General features: G+C 33.9%; 30 protein-coding genes. 9 read left to right on the plus strand and 21 right to left on the minus strand.

Features of this window, described 5'->3' with window-relative positions; genetic code table 11:
- From ACKI30_RS00030 to ACKI30_RS00045, 4 genes are all read right to left on the minus strand, one after another.
- A partial coding sequence (locus ACKI30_RS00030; protein WP_407408799.1) for a methyltransferase occupies positions 1 to 287 on the minus strand: 287 nt, incomplete at its 3' end.
- Positions 288 to 310: 23 nt separating this feature from the next.
- Positions 311 to 763, minus strand: a complete 453-nt coding sequence (gene nikR, locus ACKI30_RS00035; protein WP_407408801.1) for a nickel-responsive transcriptional regulator NikR — start codon at positions 761 to 763, stop codon at positions 311 to 313.
- A 119-nt stretch (positions 764 to 882) separates the two neighbouring features.
- Entirely contained in the window at positions 883 to 1,350 is a 468-nt protein-coding gene (locus ACKI30_RS00040) for a hypothetical protein (RefSeq protein ID WP_407408803.1), read from the minus strand.
- Between the two features lie 59 nt (positions 1,351 to 1,409).
- A complete protein-coding gene (locus ACKI30_RS00045) occupies positions 1,410 to 2,054 on the minus strand; it encodes a hypothetical protein (RefSeq protein WP_407408805.1) in 645 nt (214 codons plus the stop codon).
- 74 nt (positions 2,055 to 2,128) lie between these two features.
- On the opposite strand from ACKI30_RS00045, the gene ACKI30_RS00050 reads away from it, so the two are divergent.
- From ACKI30_RS00050 to ACKI30_RS00060, 3 genes are read left to right on the plus strand one after another with little or no spacing between them, the layout of a single operon-like run.
- Positions 2,129 to 2,683 (plus strand): DUF2115 domain-containing protein, encoded by a 555-nt coding sequence (locus ACKI30_RS00050; RefSeq protein ID WP_407408807.1) that lies wholly within the window; start codon positions 2,129 to 2,131, stop codon positions 2,681 to 2,683.
- Positions 2,684 to 2,692: 9 nt separating this feature from the next.
- Positions 2,693 to 3,235: a TIGR00730 family Rossman fold protein gene (locus ACKI30_RS00055; protein ID WP_407408809.1), complete on the plus strand. Its 543-nt coding sequence runs from the start codon at positions 2,693 to 2,695 to the stop codon at positions 3,233 to 3,235.
- A 39-nt stretch (positions 3,236 to 3,274) separates the two neighbouring features.
- Positions 3,275 to 3,919, plus strand: a complete 645-nt coding sequence (locus ACKI30_RS00060) for a hypothetical protein (RefSeq protein ID WP_407408811.1) — start codon at positions 3,275 to 3,277, stop codon at positions 3,917 to 3,919.
- An 8-nt stretch (positions 3,920 to 3,927) separates the two neighbouring features.
- Here ACKI30_RS00060 and ACKI30_RS00065 read toward each other — a convergent pair whose 3' ends face one another.
- The 7 genes from ACKI30_RS00065 to ACKI30_RS00095 all read right to left on the minus strand — a co-directional run bounded on the left by ACKI30_RS00065 (position 3,928) and on the right by ACKI30_RS00095 (position 8,968).
- Positions 3,928 to 4,371 (minus strand): hypothetical protein, encoded by a 444-nt coding sequence (locus ACKI30_RS00065; RefSeq protein WP_407408813.1) that lies wholly within the window; start codon positions 4,369 to 4,371, stop codon positions 3,928 to 3,930.
- 61 nt (positions 4,372 to 4,432) lie between these two features.
- Entirely contained in the window at positions 4,433 to 4,966 is a 534-nt protein-coding gene (locus ACKI30_RS00070) for a flavodoxin family protein (RefSeq protein WP_407408815.1), read from the minus strand.
- 64 nt (positions 4,967 to 5,030) lie between these two features.
- Positions 5,031 to 5,564: a flavodoxin family protein gene (locus ACKI30_RS00075; protein WP_407408817.1), complete on the minus strand. Its 534-nt coding sequence runs from the start codon at positions 5,562 to 5,564 to the stop codon at positions 5,031 to 5,033.
- Between the two features lie 67 nt (positions 5,565 to 5,631).
- Complete coding sequence (locus ACKI30_RS00080) at positions 5,632 to 6,771, minus strand: RNA-guided endonuclease InsQ/TnpB family protein (protein ID WP_407408819.1); 1,140 nt, start codon at positions 6,769 to 6,771, stop codon at positions 5,632 to 5,634.
- 377 nt (positions 6,772 to 7,148) lie between these two features.
- Entirely contained in the window at positions 7,149 to 8,033 is an 885-nt protein-coding gene (locus tag ACKI30_RS00085) for a radical SAM protein (protein ID WP_407408821.1), read from the minus strand.
- 9 nt (positions 8,034 to 8,042) lie between these two features.
- Positions 8,043 to 8,396 (minus strand): winged helix-turn-helix transcriptional regulator, encoded by a 354-nt coding sequence (locus tag ACKI30_RS00090; protein ID WP_407408823.1) that lies wholly within the window; start codon positions 8,394 to 8,396, stop codon positions 8,043 to 8,045.
- A gap of 188 nt (positions 8,397 to 8,584) precedes the next feature.
- Entirely contained in the window at positions 8,585 to 8,968 is a 384-nt protein-coding gene (locus tag ACKI30_RS00095) for a nuclear transport factor 2 family protein (protein ID WP_407408825.1), read from the minus strand.
- Positions 8,969 to 9,057: 89 nt separating this feature from the next.
- Here ACKI30_RS00095 and ACKI30_RS00100 point away from each other — a divergent pair, with 89 nt between their 5' ends.
- The gene (locus ACKI30_RS00100) at positions 9,058 to 9,441 is read left to right on the plus strand and encodes a winged helix-turn-helix transcriptional regulator (RefSeq protein ID WP_407408827.1); all 384 of its coding nucleotides are present in this window, start codon (positions 9,058 to 9,060) and stop codon (positions 9,439 to 9,441) included.
- On the opposite strand, the gene ACKI30_RS00105 is transcribed toward ACKI30_RS00100, so the two are convergent.
- Entirely contained in the window at positions 9,424 to 10,074 is a 651-nt protein-coding gene (locus ACKI30_RS00105) for a YczE/YyaS/YitT family protein (protein ID WP_407408829.1), read from the minus strand. The two genes, ACKI30_RS00100 and ACKI30_RS00105, sit on opposite strands and share 18 nt — an antisense overlap.
- A gap of 56 nt (positions 10,075 to 10,130) precedes the next feature.
- Here ACKI30_RS00105 and ACKI30_RS00110 point away from each other — a divergent pair, with 56 nt between their 5' ends.
- Positions 10,131 to 10,595, plus strand: a complete 465-nt coding sequence (locus ACKI30_RS00110) for a MarR family winged helix-turn-helix transcriptional regulator (RefSeq protein ID WP_407408831.1) — start codon at positions 10,131 to 10,133, stop codon at positions 10,593 to 10,595.
- A 32-nt stretch (positions 10,596 to 10,627) separates the two neighbouring features.
- Here the strand turns inward: ACKI30_RS00110 and ACKI30_RS00115 are convergent, their stop codons facing one another.
- On the minus strand, positions 10,628 to 11,092 hold the full coding sequence (locus ACKI30_RS00115; protein ID WP_407408832.1) for a HEAT repeat domain-containing protein: 465 nt from the start codon (positions 11,090 to 11,092) through the stop codon (positions 10,628 to 10,630).
- Between the two features lie 171 nt (positions 11,093 to 11,263).
- Here ACKI30_RS00115 and aksF point away from each other — a divergent pair, with 171 nt between their 5' ends.
- Positions 11,264 to 12,253: a homoisocitrate dehydrogenase gene (gene aksF, locus ACKI30_RS00120; RefSeq protein ID WP_407408834.1), complete on the plus strand. Its 990-nt coding sequence runs from the start codon at positions 11,264 to 11,266 to the stop codon at positions 12,251 to 12,253.
- Positions 12,254 to 13,723: a class I adenylate-forming enzyme family protein gene (locus ACKI30_RS00125; protein WP_407408836.1), complete on the plus strand. Its 1,470-nt coding sequence runs from the start codon at positions 12,254 to 12,256 to the stop codon at positions 13,721 to 13,723. It begins immediately after the preceding gene.
- 100 nt (positions 13,724 to 13,823) lie between these two features.
- Here ACKI30_RS00125 and argB read toward each other — a convergent pair whose 3' ends face one another.
- The gene (argB, locus tag ACKI30_RS00130; protein ID WP_292742196.1) at positions 13,824 to 14,687 is read right to left on the minus strand and encodes an acetylglutamate kinase; all 864 of its coding nucleotides are present in this window, start codon (positions 14,685 to 14,687) and stop codon (positions 13,824 to 13,826) included.
- Positions 14,688 to 14,787: 100 nt separating this feature from the next.
- Here argB and ACKI30_RS00135 point away from each other — a divergent pair, with 100 nt between their 5' ends.
- Positions 14,788 to 15,468, plus strand: a complete 681-nt coding sequence (locus ACKI30_RS00135) for a hypothetical protein (protein ID WP_407408838.1) — start codon at positions 14,788 to 14,790, stop codon at positions 15,466 to 15,468.
- Between the two features lie 14 nt (positions 15,469 to 15,482).
- Here ACKI30_RS00135 and ACKI30_RS00140 read toward each other — a convergent pair whose 3' ends face one another.
- The 6 genes from ACKI30_RS00140 to ACKI30_RS00165 form a co-directional block, all read right to left on the minus strand.
- Entirely contained in the window at positions 15,483 to 15,731 is a 249-nt protein-coding gene (locus ACKI30_RS00140) for a hypothetical protein (protein WP_292742198.1), read from the minus strand.
- Between the two features lie 159 nt (positions 15,732 to 15,890).
- Positions 15,891 to 16,490: a DUF998 domain-containing protein gene (locus tag ACKI30_RS00145; RefSeq protein WP_407408840.1), complete on the minus strand. Its 600-nt coding sequence runs from the start codon at positions 16,488 to 16,490 to the stop codon at positions 15,891 to 15,893.
- A 3-nt stretch (positions 16,491 to 16,493) separates the two neighbouring features.
- Positions 16,494 to 17,423 carry an SAP domain-containing protein gene (locus tag ACKI30_RS00150; protein WP_407408842.1) on the minus strand — a complete coding sequence of 310 codons (930 nt, stop codon included), beginning with the start codon at positions 17,421 to 17,423 and terminating at the stop codon, positions 16,494 to 16,496.
- Positions 17,416 to 18,006, minus strand: a complete 591-nt coding sequence (locus ACKI30_RS00155) for a low temperature requirement protein A (protein WP_407408870.1) — start codon at positions 18,004 to 18,006, stop codon at positions 17,416 to 17,418. The genes ACKI30_RS00150 and ACKI30_RS00155 overlap by 8 nt, the downstream gene beginning before the upstream one ends.
- Positions 17,994 to 18,530: a low temperature requirement protein A gene (locus tag ACKI30_RS00160; RefSeq protein WP_407408844.1), complete on the minus strand. Its 537-nt coding sequence runs from the start codon at positions 18,528 to 18,530 to the stop codon at positions 17,994 to 17,996. Before ACKI30_RS00160 ends, ACKI30_RS00155 begins: the two co-directional genes overlap by 13 nt.
- A 64-nt stretch (positions 18,531 to 18,594) precedes the next feature.
- Positions 18,595 to 18,852 (minus strand): hypothetical protein, encoded by a 258-nt coding sequence (locus ACKI30_RS00165; protein ID WP_407408846.1) that lies wholly within the window; start codon positions 18,850 to 18,852, stop codon positions 18,595 to 18,597.
- 51 nt (positions 18,853 to 18,903) lie between these two features.
- On the opposite strand from ACKI30_RS00165, the gene ACKI30_RS00170 reads away from it, so the two are divergent.
- Positions 18,904 to 19,068, plus strand: coding sequence for a hypothetical protein (locus ACKI30_RS00170; RefSeq protein WP_407408848.1), 165 nt, complete (start codon positions 18,904 to 18,906; stop codon positions 19,066 to 19,068).
- Here ACKI30_RS00170 and ACKI30_RS00175 read toward each other — a convergent pair.
- Positions 19,063 to 19,389 carry a hypothetical protein gene (locus ACKI30_RS00175; RefSeq protein ID WP_407408850.1) on the minus strand — a complete coding sequence of 109 codons (327 nt, stop codon included), beginning with the start codon at positions 19,387 to 19,389 and terminating at the stop codon, positions 19,063 to 19,065. The genes ACKI30_RS00170 and ACKI30_RS00175 overlap by 6 nt on opposite strands.
- Positions 19,390 to 19,553: the final 164 nt, after the last annotated feature.

Below are 19,553 nucleotides of genomic sequence, written 5' to 3' on the forward strand. Positions count from 1 at the left end.
GCTTTTTTATCGAATTCATGCTCCAAAACATTAGTGTTGATAACCTCAATGTTATCGAAACTGGCTAAATTTTCCTTTGCACATCTTGAAGCGCTTGAATCTATTTCAATGGAAATGATTTCTTTAAATTTGGAACTTAAAAAATAGGACAAAATTCCACTGCCACATCCCAAATCATAGGCTAACTCGCCATTGCCATCATATTCACTGATAGCCTGAAAAAAAGCGGATAACCGTTCATTATCTCTTATTAAATCAAAATGATATGGGGTGGTTTTAAATTTCATGAAAAAAAAATAATTAAAAGAATTTAATGATGGTGGTGTGCATGGTCATGGGAGTGACCAGGTTCATTAAATTCCTCACCGTTAGCGGTACTTGTAAGTTTTACGTGTTCAACACCTTTAAGTCTCATTATTCTTTCGGTCAAGTCACGAATTTCTGCAATATCCCCATTTACAACTACAATCTCCATACAATATTTGTCAGTCATGTGAATGTGCATGCTTGTGTTGATTTCATTTCTGAAACTGTGCTGAATTTCTGCTAAGTTTTCCATAACGCCGGTATAATGATGATCGTAGATAATTGTTACAATACCAATTCTTTGACCTTCCATGGAATTCATCCATTGATATCTTACAATATAATCTTGAAGAGCATCACGAATACCTTTTGAACGTGATTGGTATCCTCTCTCTTTCAATACTTCATCAAAATCGGCTAATAATTTTTTTGGTAATGACATACTTATTCTCATCATACAAAAACACATCAAAATCTTTAATTACTAATCATAATTATATGCTTTAAATATATATAAATATTATGATTAAATTGAAAAAAAATATTACTAATGTAATAAAAATTTAAAAAGAAATATTATTCAACGAGGAGATAATATTCTCCATCGTCTTTATTAATGGATTTTAAAAGCCCTTTATTCTGAAGGGACAAAATGATATGATACATTCTAAAATTAGTTAGTTTCAAGTCCCCATACAATAAATGACCTTCCAAAGTGTATTTGGATATGAGATTTTTGTCGTCAACCAATTCCCGAATCAACTTATATGATTCCTTTTCTTTCATGTTTAATTCTAATTCTTCCAAATCCTTTTTGGAATTAACAGTGTTGATTTCCTTTTCATGTTCGGACAGACTGGCCTTATTGTCATTAAAAATAACTAAATCCTTAGCTGACAACTCTTCCAAAATTTCCACCAGGTCATATTCGTGAAATCCCAATTCTTTCCTTAAGACCCCTACGGGAACGCCTTCAGGATATTCAACGTTAAATATTTTAATCTGGTCCAAAACAACCTGTTCGTTTTTAGTAATGGTAATCATATAATCAGTTATATATAAGTCAATTAATAATATTTTATATTTTGATATTACTTAAATATTTAGGTTAACTGCATTTCATTTTGCAGAGCTTTTGCTTCTTGCCTGTTTTTCTCTGCATTTTCTTCAGGAGTTAAATCGTAGGGCCTTGTAAAGAATAAATCAATATCATTGACAACCTGACAAATTGACATGTGTAATAACTCTTTTAATGCCAAACTCTTTTGAACTCTGTTTAAAGATTCATCACCATATATTCTGTCATGGTCTTCTTTATAACTCTGACGTATATTTACTGGATCCAAATCAGTGTTAAGCTGTTCCTCATCATATTCTTCAGTCAAGACTAAAAAATTAATTAGCTCTTCCTTCTCATCTGCAAAATCGTTTTCCTCATCGGCAATGACTTCATGGAAATATTGATAAACTGACTGGAAGACATCTCTTGAAACATTTCCCCCAATAATATTCTCGATGAATAGCTCAAAAGATCTTGAAATGTAATATTTGCCGTTTTCCATTTTGGTATTGAAAACAAGTTCGTTTTCCACATTGGCAACATATTGAGTTATAACGATGCCCTGGCCTTTCTCAAAGGTGTTAGTGTTAAATTTAGTATTGTTTAATTTGTAATCAGCATTGACTTTCAATGCGTTTTCAACATTTTCAATGTCTTCTTTTGAAATTTCAATAAATTCATCAACCATAATTACTCCCCATTAATTGATTAGATTTTCATGAATATTAAAACTATTTATCTTTTAAATTTAAAAATAAAATCATGAAACCAAAAGACATTCTGGATGAACTCAAACAATTATCTTCACAGGATAAAATTACCAAAAAAGAATTAATGGAGATTCTCAAAAGGTATGCCGCAACCATATCCGTACAGGATTTGATGCTTGCTTCTGCGTACATAAGAAAGGATGGGGAGTATGTCCAGGCCCAATACCGTGAGAAATACCTGGAAATCTATATAAAGTATTTTATTTTACGCATGAAGGAAGTTTTGGGAAATGACAGCTATGATAAACAGACAGATATTGATAAAACCGCTCTCAACGAGTCATTTCCAATGCTTAAACGAACTTTTGAAAAGGAAAGAATATCCCAATCCGAAGAGGACAAATTTCCATTAATCTACGTGATTACGTCACTTTATACAACATTCATATTAGAAGAACCTATTCATCCCGTAGGCAGTGAGTTTCCAGGAAGTCTGAAAGTGGAAGAGCGAAATGGAACATATTTATGTCCCGTTAAAGATAATCAAAAGGATAATGATGATGCGATTTGCCATTTATGCCTTGCAGAGCAAAACCCAGATATTTAGAGTGATATGATGAGAATATGCCTTTATGGATCAGGAAGCAGAAAAATAGATAAAAAATACACTGATGACGCTTATGAATTAGGCCGCATTATGGCCAAATACGGACACACACTTGTTTTTGGCGGCGGAGATACCGGAATGATGGGAGCATGCGCAAAAGGAGTTCATAACAATGATGGAAAATCAATTGGAATAGCTCCAGAATGGATTGGAGACTTCGAACCTCTATGTGAAGAGTGCAGCGAATTCATTTATGTCGATACAATGGATGAGAGAAAAAACAAGTTTGTTGAAAATTCCGATGCGTTTATAATTTCTCCGGGAGGAATCGGAACACTGGATGAATTTTTCGAAATAATAACCCTTAAAAAATTAAAACAACACGATAAGAAAATAATCGTCTTCAACATTGACGGATTTTACAATAAAATGCTTGAAATGATTGACGAAATGAGTGAAAAGGGTTTCCTTTACAAACAGGAAGAACTTTACCAAATAGCCAATGACCTGAATGAAATAGAAGAATACTTAAAAACAAATGCATTGGATTAATAAGTTTTAAATCCTCAAAACAAAAAGAAATGTGATAACATGATAAGCGATGAAGATGCTTTAAAAATAGCTGAAAAGCTGGAAAATGCAGACATTGACATTAAACAAACTATTGAAAAAGCAACAACAGCAGGTTATCTGGGTGAAGACCACTTTTACTGCACTGTCATTGAAGAAGGAGGATATACCCATACCGTTCCAGAGATTTTAGGAGACAGATACAAATCACAGCCACTGGACAATCTTTATTTCGACATAATCTCAAAAGCGTTGGACCATGATGGAATTTATATTTCACTTGCCTATTGCAATTCAAATCTCATTCTGCCTGATGAAAACTGTGATGAAATTATAGAATACGACGATTATGACCTTGATGACGATGAATACGAATATATGGTGGAATACGGATTAATTTCTGCGGACAGCATTAAAAAATTCAAGGTATATGCAGAAGAAGGAATTGCAGGCCATCAGCCAACAGAGGACATGGGGATAATAACCAACATAATTGATGGCGAGTACAAAGCTTACTTTGCGCTAAGATCAACCGACAGATGCATGTCCAGCTTTATGATACTTCCATTAAGTACCGAATATCCTAAGGAACATCCATTATCATTTAAAAATCCAATTAATAAAATTTTGATAGAAATGATTGATAAGACAATCGTGCTAAATTAAAAAAAAAGTTATAATGCAGTAGTATTTACTGCAGTGACATTATTCAATTTGTTGAACTTGACCAACCATTTATGAGTGTCTGAGAAATCATTATTGCCCTTAATTTTGTCATCCGAAAAATCAATAATATATTTTTTCCCATCAACTTCTATTATTTCAAAAGAACCCTGTTCATTTACACTTTTTTCTACATAATTAAATGTGTTATTTTTATAAAGGAATATGAAATAACCATCTGAAGAATCATTAATCAAATAATCTGCTTTATAATGATTATTAAAAGGAACTATTGTCAAATATTGGTCATGTCCCTTCGATGACTGAAATATGAAAACACCACTACCCAAATCATCAAATCCTTCAGGAACATTAAAATTGCCTACATCGACAGCGGCAACCACACCAATGGAAATTAAACCTATAAATAGTACAAAGAAAATTTTCTTAAACATTGAATTGCCTCTGATAAATTTCTTATTAATAATATTTTATAAGTCCAATTATTTAATATTTTTACAAACTTTTACCTAATTCATATGCCTTTTTAGGATAATCAGAAAATTTTGTCATTGATGGAGTTCCACAGCCATAACCTAAAATTCTTCCTTTATCTTCCAGGTTAAGATATCTGATTAGTGTATCATAGTGTGACTCCAAAGCGTCAAAGGTCCAGTCATCAGAATTGTATGCAACAGTCAAAAGTGCTGACTTGAAGTGCTTTTGCTGAATTGAAAAGTTTCTTGAACAGAACCTGTCAATCAATATCTTAAGCTGTGCGCTCATACCGTAATAATACAGAGGAGTTGCAAAAACCAGCATATCCGCTTTAAGAATTGTTTGTCTAAACTCATCCATATCATCATGCAAAACACATTCCCCTTCATAACCGCAATGAATGCATCCAATGCATGGTGAAATGTCAGCATGGGCTGCATCTATTTCATCTATTGTATGACCTGCCTCTTTTGCGCCGTTGATAAAATTTTTAACAAGTAAATTGGTTGATCCTTCCCTGTTTGGACTTCCTTTCAATACAACTATTCTCACTTAAATCACCTATTATACAATTATTACAGGTCAAGCATATAAATGTTGCATATGCCAACAATCATTAAAATTTTTTGCCTATCTCATAAGCTTCAACAAACTTATTAGGCTGATTTCTAACATCCCCCAGGCTTCCGGCAACCAGAACATCAACAATTTCATAATGCATGTTCATCTGGAAAGGTTGGATTTTGGTCAGTTCAATATACTGGTTATAATATCCTTCGGGACCCAAATGGGTGAATATTAACGCCACTTTACCTGACAACGGAATTAAGGGATTGTGTGTTATTCCGAAAAGCCTGTCAAGCAATACTTTCAAATCACCGGTCATTTGACCAAAGTATATCGGTGTTGAAACAATCAGCCCTTCGGCTTCAGCTATCTTGTGTGTTACTTCAAACCCGTCATCCTTAAATACACAGTCCTTTCCCATGGTGCACACGCCGCATCCACGGCAAGGATGCACGTCCAGGTCCCCAACATAATATTTAGTTACCTTATGGCCGTTTTCCTCAGCCCCTTTAATCATCTCGTCAAGCAACATGTCAGTGTTTGCATGTTTTCTAGGTGATCCCATCAGTGCCACGATATCCATTTTGAACCACCCCACCCTTAAAGAGGGTGGGGATTCCTGAATTTTTTTTTCATTTGATTGGTTAATTTTAATGTTTTTTCAGGCTATCCCCGTTGAACCAGCGGTTTAGTATATTAATTGCGGCGTTTATGTCTCTATCATGTGTTTTTCCGCAGTTTGTGCATTTCCATTTGCGTGTTTTGACTTTTAACTCTTTTTTAATGTGTCCGCAGTGGTGACATGTCCTGCTTGTGTTATGGCCTTTTACGAATTGTACACCATCTGCTTCAGGTTTGTAGAGTAGGAATTTGTCTTTTAGTCTTTGTATAAATCTTGATAGTGGAAATATCATGTTCTGCTCTCCCCCGATTAAAATTTTGATATTTGCATAGTTTTTTTCAAAGACTATGGTGTCGTATTCTTGAACTAGTTGAAAGGTTAATTTTTCAATGTAGTCTTTTAATCGGTTTGTTCTTTTATTGTACCATTTTAGTAGTCTTTTTTGTAGTTTTTTCCATCGCCTGCTTCCTTTTCTGCATTGTGACATTAATTTGTTGATGTGTTTGATCATTTGGTTTTCATGATCAACATCAAAAAATTCCTTCTGCATTTCGCTTGTGACTAACCATCCATTTTTATTGGAATTAATATCACACCCAATGTATTTTTCAGTTAATTCTAGATGTTCTGGCAGATTAGTTTCAATGTTGAATGATGCATAGTGATTCAATCCATCAAAGTATACTGTTATGCTGTTGAATTTAGTGTCCTGGTGGTTTAGTAAATCCAGATATTCTATGCTTGTGCTGAATGTTACTTTTCCATGTTTTCTTAATGTTAGTGTGTTTTTTTCTACTGGTCTTTTATCTTTTCTGACGGTTTGTCTGAAGCTAGGTCGTGTTTTCTTTTTAGAATGATAAACTGGAGGATTATGCCTTTTGCTTTTATGACAATTTTTAAAAGATTTATGCAAATCATCACGTGCCTGCTGAAGACTGGTGGACTCTGTATCCTTCAGATATGGTAATTCTTTTTTAGTTTCTTTTAAGAATTGATTTAATTCTTTTTGAGTTGGAATTTCAATAGAATCCTCACCATGTTCGGCTTTATATTTGCTTAAAAGTTCATTATAAGTTTTACGAGTACAACCATAGTTCTTTTTAAATTCTACTTCTTGTTCGGGAGTTACATGAAGTTTAACAACCAATCCTCGAATAAAATCACCCATAAATCCACATCCTATTCACAGTTTACATTATTGAATATTCATAATCTAAAAAAAAAGAAACTAAAAGAAAATTTTTTTATCTTTTTGACTTTTTTTTTAAACCCACAATTAATATTGCACAACATATCCTTTATAAATTAATTCTATATAAAAAAAGAGCAAGAGCATTTGGAAAGTAATCAAATAACGTACTCAGAACAATTTTACACACTCAAAACAATATTACAATCAACATAAAAAAAATGTATACTGAAAAAAAAATAACATCCATAAAAACACAAAATAAAGAAATAAAAATGATAAAAGTTATTAAAAAAAAATAGTACACACAACAGTGCAATTCATCCACAACCTAAAGAGGTCATGGTATTCTTGCATTATAAAGATAAACTCCTCTTGTTATTCCTAATTTGAGCCAATCTGCTCATATCAAAATTATCAATTCCGTACTGCAAATCTTCCAATATCCATTCCTTATTTTCATTGAAGCTGCCATTATTCAAATCCATTGAAAAAGTATGGTGTGTGATGAATCTGCCGTCATGGTCCAGATTTTCAAGGAATAACTTTAACTCTTCCATCATGCCTTTTTCAGATAACGGATGAAATTTGCCTCGCTTATATAAAGCCAACAGCCCGGTGCCCTCAAACAACACCAATCCTCCGGTTCCGACAACAGTAGGGTTGGCCTCGCTGAATATCTTTGCAGAGTTAATAGCATGATTTCTTGTATGTTCAACTCCGCCGACACCGTTTAAAAAAGTTAACCAGTATTCAATTCCGGCCTCATCCAGTTTTGCGCATTGGTCTAAAATATCCTGACCAGTGTAGCCTTTATTGACACTTTTAAGTGTTTCATCATCACCACTTTCAGCACCCAAATTCAGCTCAACAATACCTTTCTTTCTGAGAGTTTTTAATTCCTCAACACTTTTATCAGCAATGTTGTCCACACGTGCCGCCATAGTCATTATCTCAATTTTTGGCAAGTATTTATGAACCAGATCACAGATTTCATTTAATCTCTCAAAACTTAAAACAAAAGGGTCTGCACTTAATAATTGCAGGCGGTGAGTGTTCGGATAAAATGATGCGATTTCCTTAATGTCCTCTTCAATCCATTCCATTGGAGACGGCTGGAATTTGACTCCTGAGTACATGTTACAAAATTTACATTTATTGTGACTGCATCCCTGTGTGATTTCAAGAAGTGGAGATGGAGGCTCGTATGGGTTTCTATAAACTGTTCCAGTATAATGCATAGCTAACACCTATAATTCAAGTATTCTTTTAAGTATTTCACCTTCCTCATCAGAATCGGAAGATATACTTGCAATGTACCCGTAATATTCCTTAATAAGATTTTTTGACAATTTACCTTTATCAGTTAATGAATATTCGGTAGATTTAGGTTTATTATCAATCAAATGTTTTTCAATTAAACCGAATTGCTCCAGTTCAGTTAATGTTTGATGAAGAACTTTTGTCGAAATATTGGGCAGATTCCTATTGAAATCCTGGAAATGCTTACTTCCCAAATGCAGGTCTGTTAAAATACAAAATGTCCATTTTTTCTTCAACAAAACATTCAAATCTTCCATAGTTGGATTTATTTCACTGTCCATAATAAACACTTAATATGTTATATATATTTAAGTTTTTTAAAACTGTTTTAAATAAGTAGTACTTACCTGCAGGTAATATAACTAAAAGCAGATACATCAAAAACAACTTAAAGAAAATAAGAAAACTAGAAAAAATGATTTTTAATCGGCGATTAAAAATTTAAATTGAAGAGAATTAACCCCTTCATCTATTTTTGAATGGTTTCAGAATTCTGATTGTAAGCTTTTGCAACAGCTTTCCACTCGCCATCCATTTTTAGCATGAGCAAAACGTCAGTGAAATCTATTCTTCCACCCCAGGATTCTTCTAAAACCCTGACAACAGCTAATGTTTCTTCTAAAAGTAATACATCAATCCTTCCTTTGAATTCATCGCCAGCTGCAACGCTGTCCACATTGTCGTAGAACTGTTCGATTGAACCGTGTTCCAAATCACCGTCAAGATATCCGAACAATACTGCTTCATCTACGAAAAGTTCCCTTGCGTATTTGCTGTTTCCTTCTGCTACACTTCTTACAAATTTTTCCGCTGCCTTTTCAACAGCTTCATATTCACTAATTTCAGATCTCATGGATATTTGTTTTTAAGTAAATCTTTAAAAATAATCTGTAATTTTAAAATTACTTAATACATTTATATTTACTGAAACAAAATAATATTATGAATTTAGAAGACATATGTCCGGTAAGTGATTCACTAGATTTTTTTAGCAGAAAATGGGTTTTATGCATTTTAATGGACATGTTTAGAGGTAAAAAGCATTTTACCGAATTTCAGGAATCAAACCCTACATTAAGCAATCATGTATTATCACAGACCCTGAAATATATGGAAGATGCAGAGCTGATCAAAAAAGAAACAGTTGATGAAAAAACCAGAAACAAAACATCTTACGTGCTTCTTGAAAAGGGTTTAAAAACAAATAAGATTTTATATGAATTAAGCATTTATTCATTAAATGAACTGGAATGCAGCAAACTAAATGATAATGTGAAAAAAGAGATTTTTGATGATTATAAAAACAGCTTATTTTTCAATGATTAAATCAACATAATCTCCCAAATATTTTTTAAAGATTCTGACAATCGGACCTATGATGATTGCAGATATCACAGTTCCTTCACGAACCCCCGCAAGATATCCCAAAAATACAAATGACAATATTGCAGCAGTAATTACAAAAGAAACATCACAATAAGGCTTGACCTTTCCGAATTCTCGTTTTAACACTTTTGAAATAGCCACTATAAATCCATCTCCCGGAAGAAAAACGACTTCGGTTTTGATTTCAAGCAGCACGCCGAATGCCATGACCACACAACTAATTAAGAGAAATATCATCTGTGAGATGTAATCAGTCGGATTAATGAAATTCACAAGCATTAAGGTAAAGTCTATGAATACTGAAAATATGGTTCCGATTACGATTTGCAGATATTGCCTTTTTTCAAATCCTTTTCTTAGAAGGATAATCTCTATTGCAATAAGCAGAATGTTAAAGATAAAGCTTGTTGTTCCAACGCTCAAATTTGAAATCAAACTGGAAACATAAGGGATGCAAATTAAAGGAGATGTTCCCAAATTAGCTTTGATTGACAGGGATGCTCCCAAAGATATAATGAATAATGAAATTAAATATATAACATACCTGTTGACTTTTTTTATATAAACATTCATAACAAGTAATTTAATTTAGAAACATTTAAATGTTTCCTAGGAAACATTAGTAAATAATGAAATTTAGAAATATCTCTGATTTAAGTAATGAAGATTTAACTGAAACACCCTTTGAATTTTTAATAATGAAACTGAATGACATTTGTCTAGTTAGCTTAAACAGGAAATTAAAAGAGTTGGATTTGACAATAAATCAGGCAAATTTCCTTGTTGTCATTAACACAGAAGAGTCCCTGCCCCAGTCATATATTTCACAGCTTCTCAATATCCGTGGAGGAAGCGTGACAAAGGCATTGAAGAGGCTTGAAGAAAAGGGTTTTGTTGAAATAAATCCGAATCCTGAAAATAGAAGTAAAAACATTGTAAACATTACAGACCAGGGAAGAAAAGTCACTCAGGAATTTAACAGAACAATCAATGAAATAGAAGATGAAATTTTTAAGGAATATAGTCATGAAGAAAAAGAAAACTTAAAAATCATGTTAAGAGACATATCAAAAAAATATTTTGATTTAAGATAATTGTAATAAAAAAAAGAAAATAAGAAATAGAATTATTTCTTAATTGATTTAATTGCGCTTTCAGCACCGGATTTTACATAACCGCTTTCATCATCGAGCAATTTTTCAAGTGCAGGGATAGCGCTTTCATCACCTAAGTTACCAAGTGCCCAAGCAGCAGCTCCTCTAACTCTCCAGTCTTCATCATTTAAAGTATCAATTAAAGGTGCAACAGCAGGTTCACCCATACGGGATAAAGAAGTGGAAGCTTCCCTTCTTACTAATTTATTGTTGTCTTTTAAAGTTTCAATTAATGCAGGAATAGCTTTTGGATCATTAATTGCACCAAGTAAGGTTGCTGCATTTAATCTGATTTGTTTTTTTCTGTTGGATAATGCATCAATTAATGGGTCAAGTGCTTCATCAGCTCTTAATTCTAATTCTCCAACTGCATCTTCTACAACAAAGTCATCTTTATCATTTAATAATTCAATTAATTCATCAATACTTCTTTCCATTTCAATCCCTCACAAATTCAATAAGGAAAAACTAACCTTATTTATGTAGTTACTTATTATTATAGTAATTGAGATATAAATATATTTCGATAGTATACGAACAATTTTTAAAATTATATACAATAAGACAAATATTATTAATATACGAAAAATTGTATTCAAGGTAAAATAATGTATAATATTGCAATTATAGCTGGAGACGGAATAGGTCAAGAAGTAATGAACGCTTGCGAATACTTGCTTGACAAATTAGATTTGGAATTTAGTTTTGAATATGGTGAAGCCGGTTTTGACTGTTTTAATAAAAATGGAGTAACATTACCTGAAGAAACAATAAAAATAGCTGAAAAAAGTGATGCAGTACTATTCGGTGCATCCACATCCACTCCAGGACAACCGAGCCCAATCATAAATCTGAGAAAAGCATTGAACGTGTATGCCAACATCAGGCCAATAAAATCATACAGAGGAGTAAACTGTTTGCGCGACGATATCAACTTTGTGATTGTCCGTGAAAACACAGAAGGATTGTATTCACAAATAGAATACGGCGACGAGGAAAAAATGATAGCTGAAAGGGTTATCACAAGAAAAGCATCTGAGAGAATATCAAAAGTCGCATTCAACCTCTGTGAAAAAAGAGGCCAAAGCAAGGTTACATGTGTCCACAAGAGCAATGTATTGAAAAAGACAGACGGTGTTTTTAAGGAAAGCTTTTACAATATCGCTAAGCAATATCCCCACATAAAAACTGAAGATTACTACGTTGACGCAATGGCAATGTATCTTGTAACACAGCCTCAGAACTTTGACGTTATCGTTTCAAGCAACCTGTTTGGAGACATATTATCCGATGAAAGTGCTGGCCTTGTTGGAGGACTGGGACTTGCGCCATCAGGAAATATCGGAGATCATAACGGACTGTTCGAACCTGTTCACGGATCAGCTCCAGACATTGCCGGCAAACACATTGCAAATCCATGCTCCATGATACTTTCCGCTTCAATGATGCTCGATTATTTGGGAGAGTGGGAAACTGCAAACGATATTAAAAATGCAGTTGAAAAGGTGATTGCAGAGTGCAAAATAAGAACACCGGACCTTGGAGGAGATGCAAGCACCATCGACATTACAAAAGCTATTGTCAAGGAGTTAATTTAGATGTTAAACATTACCACTTTTTTAGATGCAAATTCAAAACGTCTGGATAAGGACGTATTATACAATCCAACAACAGGCAACAAATACAATTCCGGAGAAATCTTATCAATAGTGTCTGAAATCGGACGTGAACTGAAGAATTTAGGGATAAACAAAGGAGATAGAGTATTAATTTATTTAAAAAACTCCGAAGAATACCTGTTTTCACTTTTTGCAATCTGGAGAATAGGCGCAATAGCTATTCCGACAAACAACGTCATGACCGCAAGCGAACTTGAATACATTGTAAGCGACTCACAGGCAGAACTGATGGTCACCGATGAAAAGTCAAAGGACATCATTGACATCAAAACATACGTTCCTACAAACATCAACGGATTTAAAGACTGTGAAGTATTGCCTGCAGAAAATACCGACTGGGACGATTTATGTCAATTGCAATACACATCAGGAACCACAGGAAAACCTAAAGGTGCAATGCTCACCCATGGAAACTACTTTACAGCAATTCACAATGAATGTGATGTGCTGACATTAAAACAGGACGATGTCTATTTGGGAATCTATCCAATGGCACACGTTGGGCTTTCATGGTCCATATCCGCCCTAAGAGCAGCTGCATACTACATTTTAATAGAACAATTCAACATAGATGACTACTTAAGATTATGTGAAGAAGAAAAGGTAACCGTTCTGACCGGAATGCCGCCTGTAATACACTCATTGACTACAATGGATGCAAGAAAACACCTGAAAACAGTCCGTGAAATCGTTTCAGGCGGAGGACCGCTCCATAAAAAAATCTGGAAGGATTTCCATCAGACCTACCAAATCCCGATTATCAATGCATACGGATTATCAGAAACCATCGTTATAGGAACCGGTACTGTAATTAGGCCGGAAGATTACTGGGAAGCTGACAGATTTGAAAGTGTTGGCCATCCTGTCTGTTTTTCTGAAGTCAAAATTGTAGATGAAGAGGACTCATCCATTATTTTGCCACAATACCAGCAAGGAGAAATTGCACTCAGAGGCCCTGCTGTTGCAAAAGGATATTGGGGCAACGAAGAGAAAACCAAATCAGCATTTTTGGATGACGGATGGTTTTTAACCGGTGACGTGGGATATCTTGATGAAGACAACCGTTTATTCATCACAGACCGTAAAAAAGACATGATCGTAATGAGCGGATGGAAAATCTATCCAACAGAAGTGGAAGAGGTTTTAATAAAATATCCTGCAGTCAAGGAAATTGCCATATTCAGTATCAATGACTGTCACAGAGGCGAAATTCCTGTTGCAGCTGTTGTCTGGGAAAATGAAGCTGATGATGAAGGACTAATAGATTATGCCCGTGAAAACTTATCCAGATACAAAGTTCCTAAAAAGATATTTGCGCTTGACGAGCTTCCAAGAGTAAACGGTTGGAAACTGCTTAGAAGAGAATTAAGACAAATGTTTAAAGAATGAAAAAGTTCAACTGCAATTATTAAAAAAATATTTAAAAAAAAGATAGAGGATGCTATGCATCCTATTATGTTCCGCCGGCATCTATTGACTTTTTATTGAACTATTCAAAAATCATGGTTCCAATGCCATTGGTGGTGAAGATTTCATAAAGTAGGGCATGTTCTACTCTTCCGTCAATGATATGGCATGATTTTACACCATTTTTAATTGCTTTTACACAGGTTTCTATTTTAGGAATCATACCTCCGGTGATAATTCCCTCTTCTATTAAACCTGGAACTTCTGAAATCCTGATTTTTTGAATTAAAGTTGACGGATCTGAAGGATCTCTTAAAACACCTGGAACATCAGTTAGAATAATTAATTTTTCTGCATCCAATGCGCTTGCAATTTCGCCTGCTGCAGTATCAGCGTTTAAATTTAAACTGTTTCCATCTTTATCAATACCAATAGGGGAAATTACTGGAGTTACATCATAGTCCAAGAACATTTCCAACATTTCAGTGTTGATTTTTTCAACTTCACCAACAAGTCCCAAATCGACAATTTCTTCATCAATTTTACTGGCTGGCTTTTTATGAGCATAAATTAAACTTGAATCTTTACCTGATAAACTTATTGCATCACCATCATGCTTGATAATTTCTGAAACAATCCCGGTTGAGATTTTACCTGCAAGAACCATTTCAATAATCTCCATGGTTTCCTTATCAGTTACCCTTAAACCTTTGATAAATTTAGCCTCTTTACCGAGCTTTTCCATGGATCTTGAAATTTCGGGACCTCCGCCGTGAACGATAATAGGTTCCATTCCAACATATCTTAACAATACTATATCACGAGCGGTAGATGATTTTGCTTCATCATCAATCATTGCATGTCCACCATATTTAATTAGAATTTTCTTACAGTGAAATTCCTTAATAAATGGTAATGCTTCAACTAAAACATCAATATCTGTCATTTTATCACTACATTAAATATTTTGTTTCATCATTTATAACCTTTAAGTTAAATGTTTATAATCTATTAAGTTTAAATGTTCAAAAAATCAACTCATTATTATGTCTGAGATGAATAACATTAAAGATTACCTTAAAAGTTTGGGTGCAAGCAAAGTCGGCTTCGCTGATGTTAACGGTTTGGCCAGTGAATTTGTTGATTTGCCTAATGCCATAAGTATCGTTTTGAAAATTCCAAAAGAGACCATACAGCTGGTTAAAGATGAAAGCTATGAGGAGTATTGGGCGTCTTTTCACAAACAGATTGACAAGTTAACTGAAATCTCCCTTAAAGGGGAAGAATATATAAAAATTTTAGGATATGATGCGTTCGGACTAACAATGACCCGGAACGAATGTGACATGAAAAAGCTGTTAAGCATTTTACCCTACAAAACAATGGCGACCAAATCAGGTCTCGGCTGGATTGGACGCTCCGCACTATTCGTTACACCGGAATACGGATCAGCTGTAGCTTTGGGAGGCATCTTAACTGACATGCCCCTTGATTTCGGAACTCCAATAACAGATTCAGAGTGTGATGACTGTACAAACTGCCAGGATGCCTGTCCTGTTGATGCGATAAATCCTCAAAAATGGAATGACCGCTTAACCAGGAGCGACATCATAGATATCGAAACCTGCAGCGAATACATTATCGACCAGTATAAGGCAGGTCTTGGATGTACAAAATGCATGAGCGAGTGTAAGCTCACACAGGAATATCTAAAAAAAGAAGAATAGGAGTTGTAAAACCCCTATAATCCGCATTTGAATTTGAACCTGTACTCTTGGTTAACAATTTCCAGTCCTTCAAATGTTCCTTTTAAAATATCTGCAACTTTTTGTAAGTCTTCTGCAGTTATTGAATTACCGTTTGCAATCGGTGAGAAAAAAGTAATCTCATCATCAGTGATAAGGTAATTCAAAAGTTTAGTGTTTTCTTTCTGGTATTTTTCGACAATCGCTAAAATTTCTTCTTCAATAGCTTTATCTAAATTTGCCATAGTATCACCTTAATTAATTAGTTAAAGTACGAACTATATAAATCTTTGTAATTTAATGTAGATGGCAGTAACATAAAAGTTACTTTATTAAAATAAAATCAATTTAATAAAAATAATCATTAATAAAATAGAGTTAATTGATAAAAACTATCCGAATAATTAATCGTTATTTGCATTTCCGTAAAGATAAAGTCCTGCTGAAAAACTCCATATTATCAGAGTGTAAACAGAAAGCCTTTCAAAAACAGGCATGTAAACACTTTTTATATTGAAGAACATTATCCAGAAAACTATAAAACCCACTACCCCAAGGGCCAATGTCAATTTTTGAAAGCCCTTGAAATCAGCCATTGATCTTGAAATCAGAATAAGCAAAACATTTCCTCCAAGTATTGCCATCACTGCACCCAAAGTGTGATAACCTGATGTCAGCGGATTTCCACCATGAATCAGACCCACAATAATGACACCCAGCCCAGTTACTAATGTCAATATGTAGAAAATAGCTTTATTTTTAATTATATAATCTTTTAATTTGTAAAAATCGCCGAATATCAATGTCAAACCGATTAAGATAAAAGCAGAGTTCATTAACCAGAACAACGGTGAATTTGCATTCGGAATACCCAGCTCAGAAATAGTATGGAAAATATAAGTATTAAAAAGAGAAGCATTGAAATAAGTTGCGGAAATAGCTTCAGCTAGAATATAGTATAAACTTCCAATTATAAAGGCAATTCCTGCAACTTTACGCTTCATAATTTAAATTCCGAATTTTTTATTGAAGTACTTTTCTTTTAAATCGAAGTTGAGCTCTTCGATATCTGCACCGGCAATAGCTTTTTGCAATACTTTAAAAGCTGCCTTTTTAGGTACAGTAGTATGTTTAATATGGGATTTAGCCCAGATTTTATCAAATCTTTTCTTTAAGCTGCCCATTTCCAATTTTTCCAATACATTTCTTAAGTTGATGATATTGGCTTCATTGATAACATCATAAGTTGCATAGGTTTGAGGATCCATAACAATAGGATTCAATCCTAAGATGTAGCGTTGCAAGTCATAGTCCAGGAAGGAGTCATAGTCTCCGTCATATGCATAGACATGCGCTTTTGCAGATAATGCATCGATGAATACAAGGAATTGGTTGGCAACCAATGCTCTTGACAGAATTTCATCACAGAAATTAAGTGCAGTTTCGATTTTGCCTTCAGATGAACCTGCAACATATGTTTCATAATCTTCAAATCTGAATGCGACAAGAGCAAACATGTATAAATCTATCCAATCATTTTCTTTTAAGAACTCTTGCGCTTTGTCTGTTAACTGTAACTCTCCAGTTGTGATTTCCTCAATTGCATCCAAACCGTCTGATACCTTTTGAGATAACACCGGTAAAACTCTTTCTACCAATTCATGTTTTTTACCGGATACTTTTAAACCATGTTCTTTCAATATTTCTTTTAACTCAGCCACAGTATGTTTTTTGGAAATTACATCAGCAGTTATTTCTTCTCTGATTTTAGAAACCGGACTGTCTCCTTCAAGGTATCCTTCATTAACCAAATAGTTAATACAATCTTCGCCGGATTCAAAAGTTCCAAAATTTCCTTCGTTTAAAATTTCATCAAGTGTGTAACCACTGTTTAAAAAATTTAAAACATTAAATACTTCTAATTTTTGTTCACTCACTTAAACACCCTTTATATTTCTTCAGCAATACTAAGAAATTGCCGAAAGTTATAACTAAACTTCCAATTAGGAAGGAGTATAAATTTGAAATGAATATTAAAATAATAGCTATTCCTACCACGAAAACTATTATCATTTTTAATATATCATTTTTATTTAATTTAATATTTTGCTTATAATATTCCCTATTTGCCATTATTGAAACATAGAAAACAATAAGTGAAACAATCATCAGACCACTGGCGAAGTAAGGATTCACCTCACCTGAATGAATTAATTCAAATGCAACAGTGACAAGATTAATGCTTATGATAACAAAATAATGGCTAAACATCAATCGTAATGCACGTTCGACCCTCATATGCTCCATCAATCGGTGAATCTGAATCACATAGGAACCGAACATTGCCAAAACGATGAAAAACACAAGAACTGGAATGAAGCTGAAATTTGTCACGTCAAAGAAGTGTGTTAAATCTACAACGGCCTCACCAAATGTGATAATGGTTAAAAGTTCGAAACGCTCAACCAGATGAGGGAAATTGATAATGCTTTTATTGAAGTTTCCCCTTATGAAAAACAGAGGAACGCTCCCGCAAGCACTGCCAGAACATTCAAAGGCAAAACATAGCTATGTAAACCGAATGATGAGCAGAGAATTGCAATGACATATATTGTACAAACGATTGAGAGAATTGTAATCGAATTGCCCGCAGCGCCTTTCAGTGATTTCTCCCGGTACACATGAACCGAATACATTGCAGCAACAGTCAGAAGAATTATCAGCATTGATATGTCGAAGGTGAAATACATCGCATTCCAATCAAGTGAAATGGTGTTTGCCATGCAAATCACTGCAATCATGTTTATACAGACCAGCGCATACTCATACCACTTCCACTGGCCGTAACGGTTAACATAATTTGTGAAATAAAGCCATGCCTGCAGAATTACAAAACAAGTAATCAGATATGCTGTAAAATTATACGGAGGAATTATTCCACCAATCGGTTCATTAATTAGACCTGTCAGCTGAGATATTGCATAGACAAATATTAAATCATAAAACAATTCGATTAATTCAACAGGCTTTTTTGTAATTTCCATATTACATTATATGGATATTATCAATATTTAACAATTAAGCAAAAATTTTGTAAAAAAAATAAAATCATGGATTGCATGCTTCATCAGCGGCACCCATCACAACGCTAATCTCGTCGGAAATGTTAATTTCGGAAATCTTTTTGGAAGATCCGTTTTTAGCATTATAATAAGCTTGAGCATAGTTCATTGTGACAAACATCACGTCCTTAAAATCAATAATGAATTCATCCGCAGGCAACTTGTCCAAAATTTCTATCAGTTCCACTGCGATATCGCTTGATTCCAAATGTGTACCAAATTCAGCACCGACATTAATCATCATAATTTACACCTACACTAATATTTAAAGTTCATTGGTTATATAACTAAAGATATGAAGCAATGCCCAAAATGCCATAGAGAACTAAAAAAAGTATTTCATGACACAACAGACGAAATGGCTATTGAATCATTGAATGGAGAGATAATACTTGGAAACTGTTGTGAAAGTGAATTCAATTACTATTGCGAATATTGCGATGAATTCTTCCAATTATAAGCCTAAAACATCCTTGTCGGGATTTGCATTTTTATACAGGTTGATTTTAGTGTCGCTTTTCCAGGTTGACTGCAGAAGCCCCGCATGGATTACTTTCAAATCCTCATCTGAAAAGCCGTCCAGATAATAGATTTTGCCCTTTTCACCCACATTCACCAAAAATCTAATCATATGCCTGTAAACTATAATAGAATGAGGATTATACACCACGATATCATCGGCAATGTATTCTGCCAGCATATCCAGTTCAAAAAAATCAGGTTTTATAACTTCCACATTGCAATTTGGAAATTTTTCGCTAATGATTGTTTCATAATCCACAATATCACCTACTAAGAATTATTTCGTTAATTATATTAAAAATTATTTATCGCCTAAAAAATGAAATTAATTTAAATATTATATTTACAATTAAAAAGTGATTTTAAGCAATGAAAATGCTTTAATTTGAAACTTACTAATTTATAAGCAATTAAAATAAATAT

The organism is Methanobrevibacter sp. (assembly GCF_045539575.1).
Lineage (GTDB): Archaea > Methanobacteriota > Methanobacteria > Methanobacteriales > Methanobacteriaceae > Methanocatella.

Bases quoted from the DNA above. Each gene is read 5' to 3' on its own strand.
- ACKI30_RS00060 (WP_407408811.1), top strand. From the start codon at position 3,275: ATGATAAGCGATGAAGATGCTTTAAAAATAGCTGAAAAGCTGGAAAAT.
- ACKI30_RS00055 (WP_407408809.1), top strand. From the start codon at position 2,693: ATGAGAATATGCCTTTATGGATCAGGAAGCAGAAAAATAGATAAAAAA.
- ACKI30_RS00105 (WP_407408829.1), bottom strand. From the start codon at position 10,074: ATGAATGTTTATATAAAAAAAGTCAACAGGTATGTTATATATTTAATT.
- ACKI30_RS00125 (WP_407408836.1), top strand. From the start codon at position 12,254: ATGTTAAACATTACCACTTTTTTAGATGCAAATTCAAAACGTCTGGAT.
- ACKI30_RS00075 (WP_407408817.1), bottom strand. From the start codon at position 5,564: ATGGATATCGTGGCACTGATGGGATCACCTAGAAAACATGCAAACACT.
- ACKI30_RS00095 (WP_407408825.1), bottom strand. From the start codon at position 8,968: ATGAGATCTGAAATTAGTGAATATGAAGCTGTTGAAAAGGCAGCGGAA.
- aksF (WP_407408834.1), top strand. From the start codon at position 11,264: ATGTATAATATTGCAATTATAGCTGGAGACGGAATAGGTCAAGAAGTA.
- ACKI30_RS00080 (WP_407408819.1), bottom strand. From the start codon at position 6,771: ATGGGTGATTTTATTCGAGGATTGGTTGTTAAACTTCATGTAACTCCC.
- ACKI30_RS00040 (WP_407408803.1), bottom strand. From the start codon at position 1,350: ATGATTACCATTACTAAAAACGAACAGGTTGTTTTGGACCAGATTAAA.
- ACKI30_RS00160 (WP_407408844.1), bottom strand. From the start codon at position 18,530: ATGGAAATTACAAAAAAGCCTGTTGAATTAATCGAATTGTTTTATGAT.
- ACKI30_RS00135 (WP_407408838.1), top strand. From the start codon at position 14,788: ATGTCTGAGATGAATAACATTAAAGATTACCTTAAAAGTTTGGGTGCA.
- argB (WP_292742196.1), bottom strand. From the start codon at position 14,687: ATGACAGATATTGATGTTTTAGTTGAAGCATTACCATTTATTAAGGAA.
- ACKI30_RS00140 (WP_292742198.1), bottom strand. From the start codon at position 15,731: ATGGCAAATTTAGATAAAGCTATTGAAGAAGAAATTTTAGCGATTGTC.
- ACKI30_RS00090 (WP_407408823.1), bottom strand. From the start codon at position 8,396: ATGGACAGTGAAATAAATCCAACTATGGAAGATTTGAATGTTTTGTTG.
- nikR (WP_407408801.1), bottom strand. From the start codon at position 763: ATGATGAGAATAAGTATGTCATTACCAAAAAAATTATTAGCCGATTTT.
- ACKI30_RS00050 (WP_407408807.1), top strand. From the start codon at position 2,129: ATGAAACCAAAAGACATTCTGGATGAACTCAAACAATTATCTTCACAG.
- ACKI30_RS00115 (WP_407408832.1), bottom strand. From the start codon at position 11,092: ATGGAAAGAAGTATTGATGAATTAATTGAATTATTAAATGATAAAGAT.
- ACKI30_RS00110 (WP_407408831.1), top strand. From the start codon at position 10,131: ATGAAATTTAGAAATATCTCTGATTTAAGTAATGAAGATTTAACTGAA.
- ACKI30_RS00065 (WP_407408813.1), bottom strand. From the start codon at position 4,371: ATGTTTAAGAAAATTTTCTTTGTACTATTTATAGGTTTAATTTCCATT.
- ACKI30_RS00145 (WP_407408840.1), bottom strand. From the start codon at position 16,490: ATGAAGCGTAAAGTTGCAGGAATTGCCTTTATAATTGGAAGTTTATAC.
- ACKI30_RS00100 (WP_407408827.1), top strand. From the start codon at position 9,058: ATGAATTTAGAAGACATATGTCCGGTAAGTGATTCACTAGATTTTTTT.
- ACKI30_RS00170 (WP_407408848.1), top strand. From the start codon at position 18,904: ATGAAGCAATGCCCAAAATGCCATAGAGAACTAAAAAAAGTATTTCAT.
- ACKI30_RS00045 (WP_407408805.1), bottom strand. From the start codon at position 2,054: ATGGTTGATGAATTTATTGAAATTTCAAAAGAAGACATTGAAAATGTT.
- ACKI30_RS00165 (WP_407408846.1), bottom strand. From the start codon at position 18,852: ATGATGATTAATGTCGGTGCTGAATTTGGTACACATTTGGAATCAAGC.
- ACKI30_RS00085 (WP_407408821.1), bottom strand. From the start codon at position 8,033: ATGCATTATACTGGAACAGTTTATAGAAACCCATACGAGCCTCCATCT.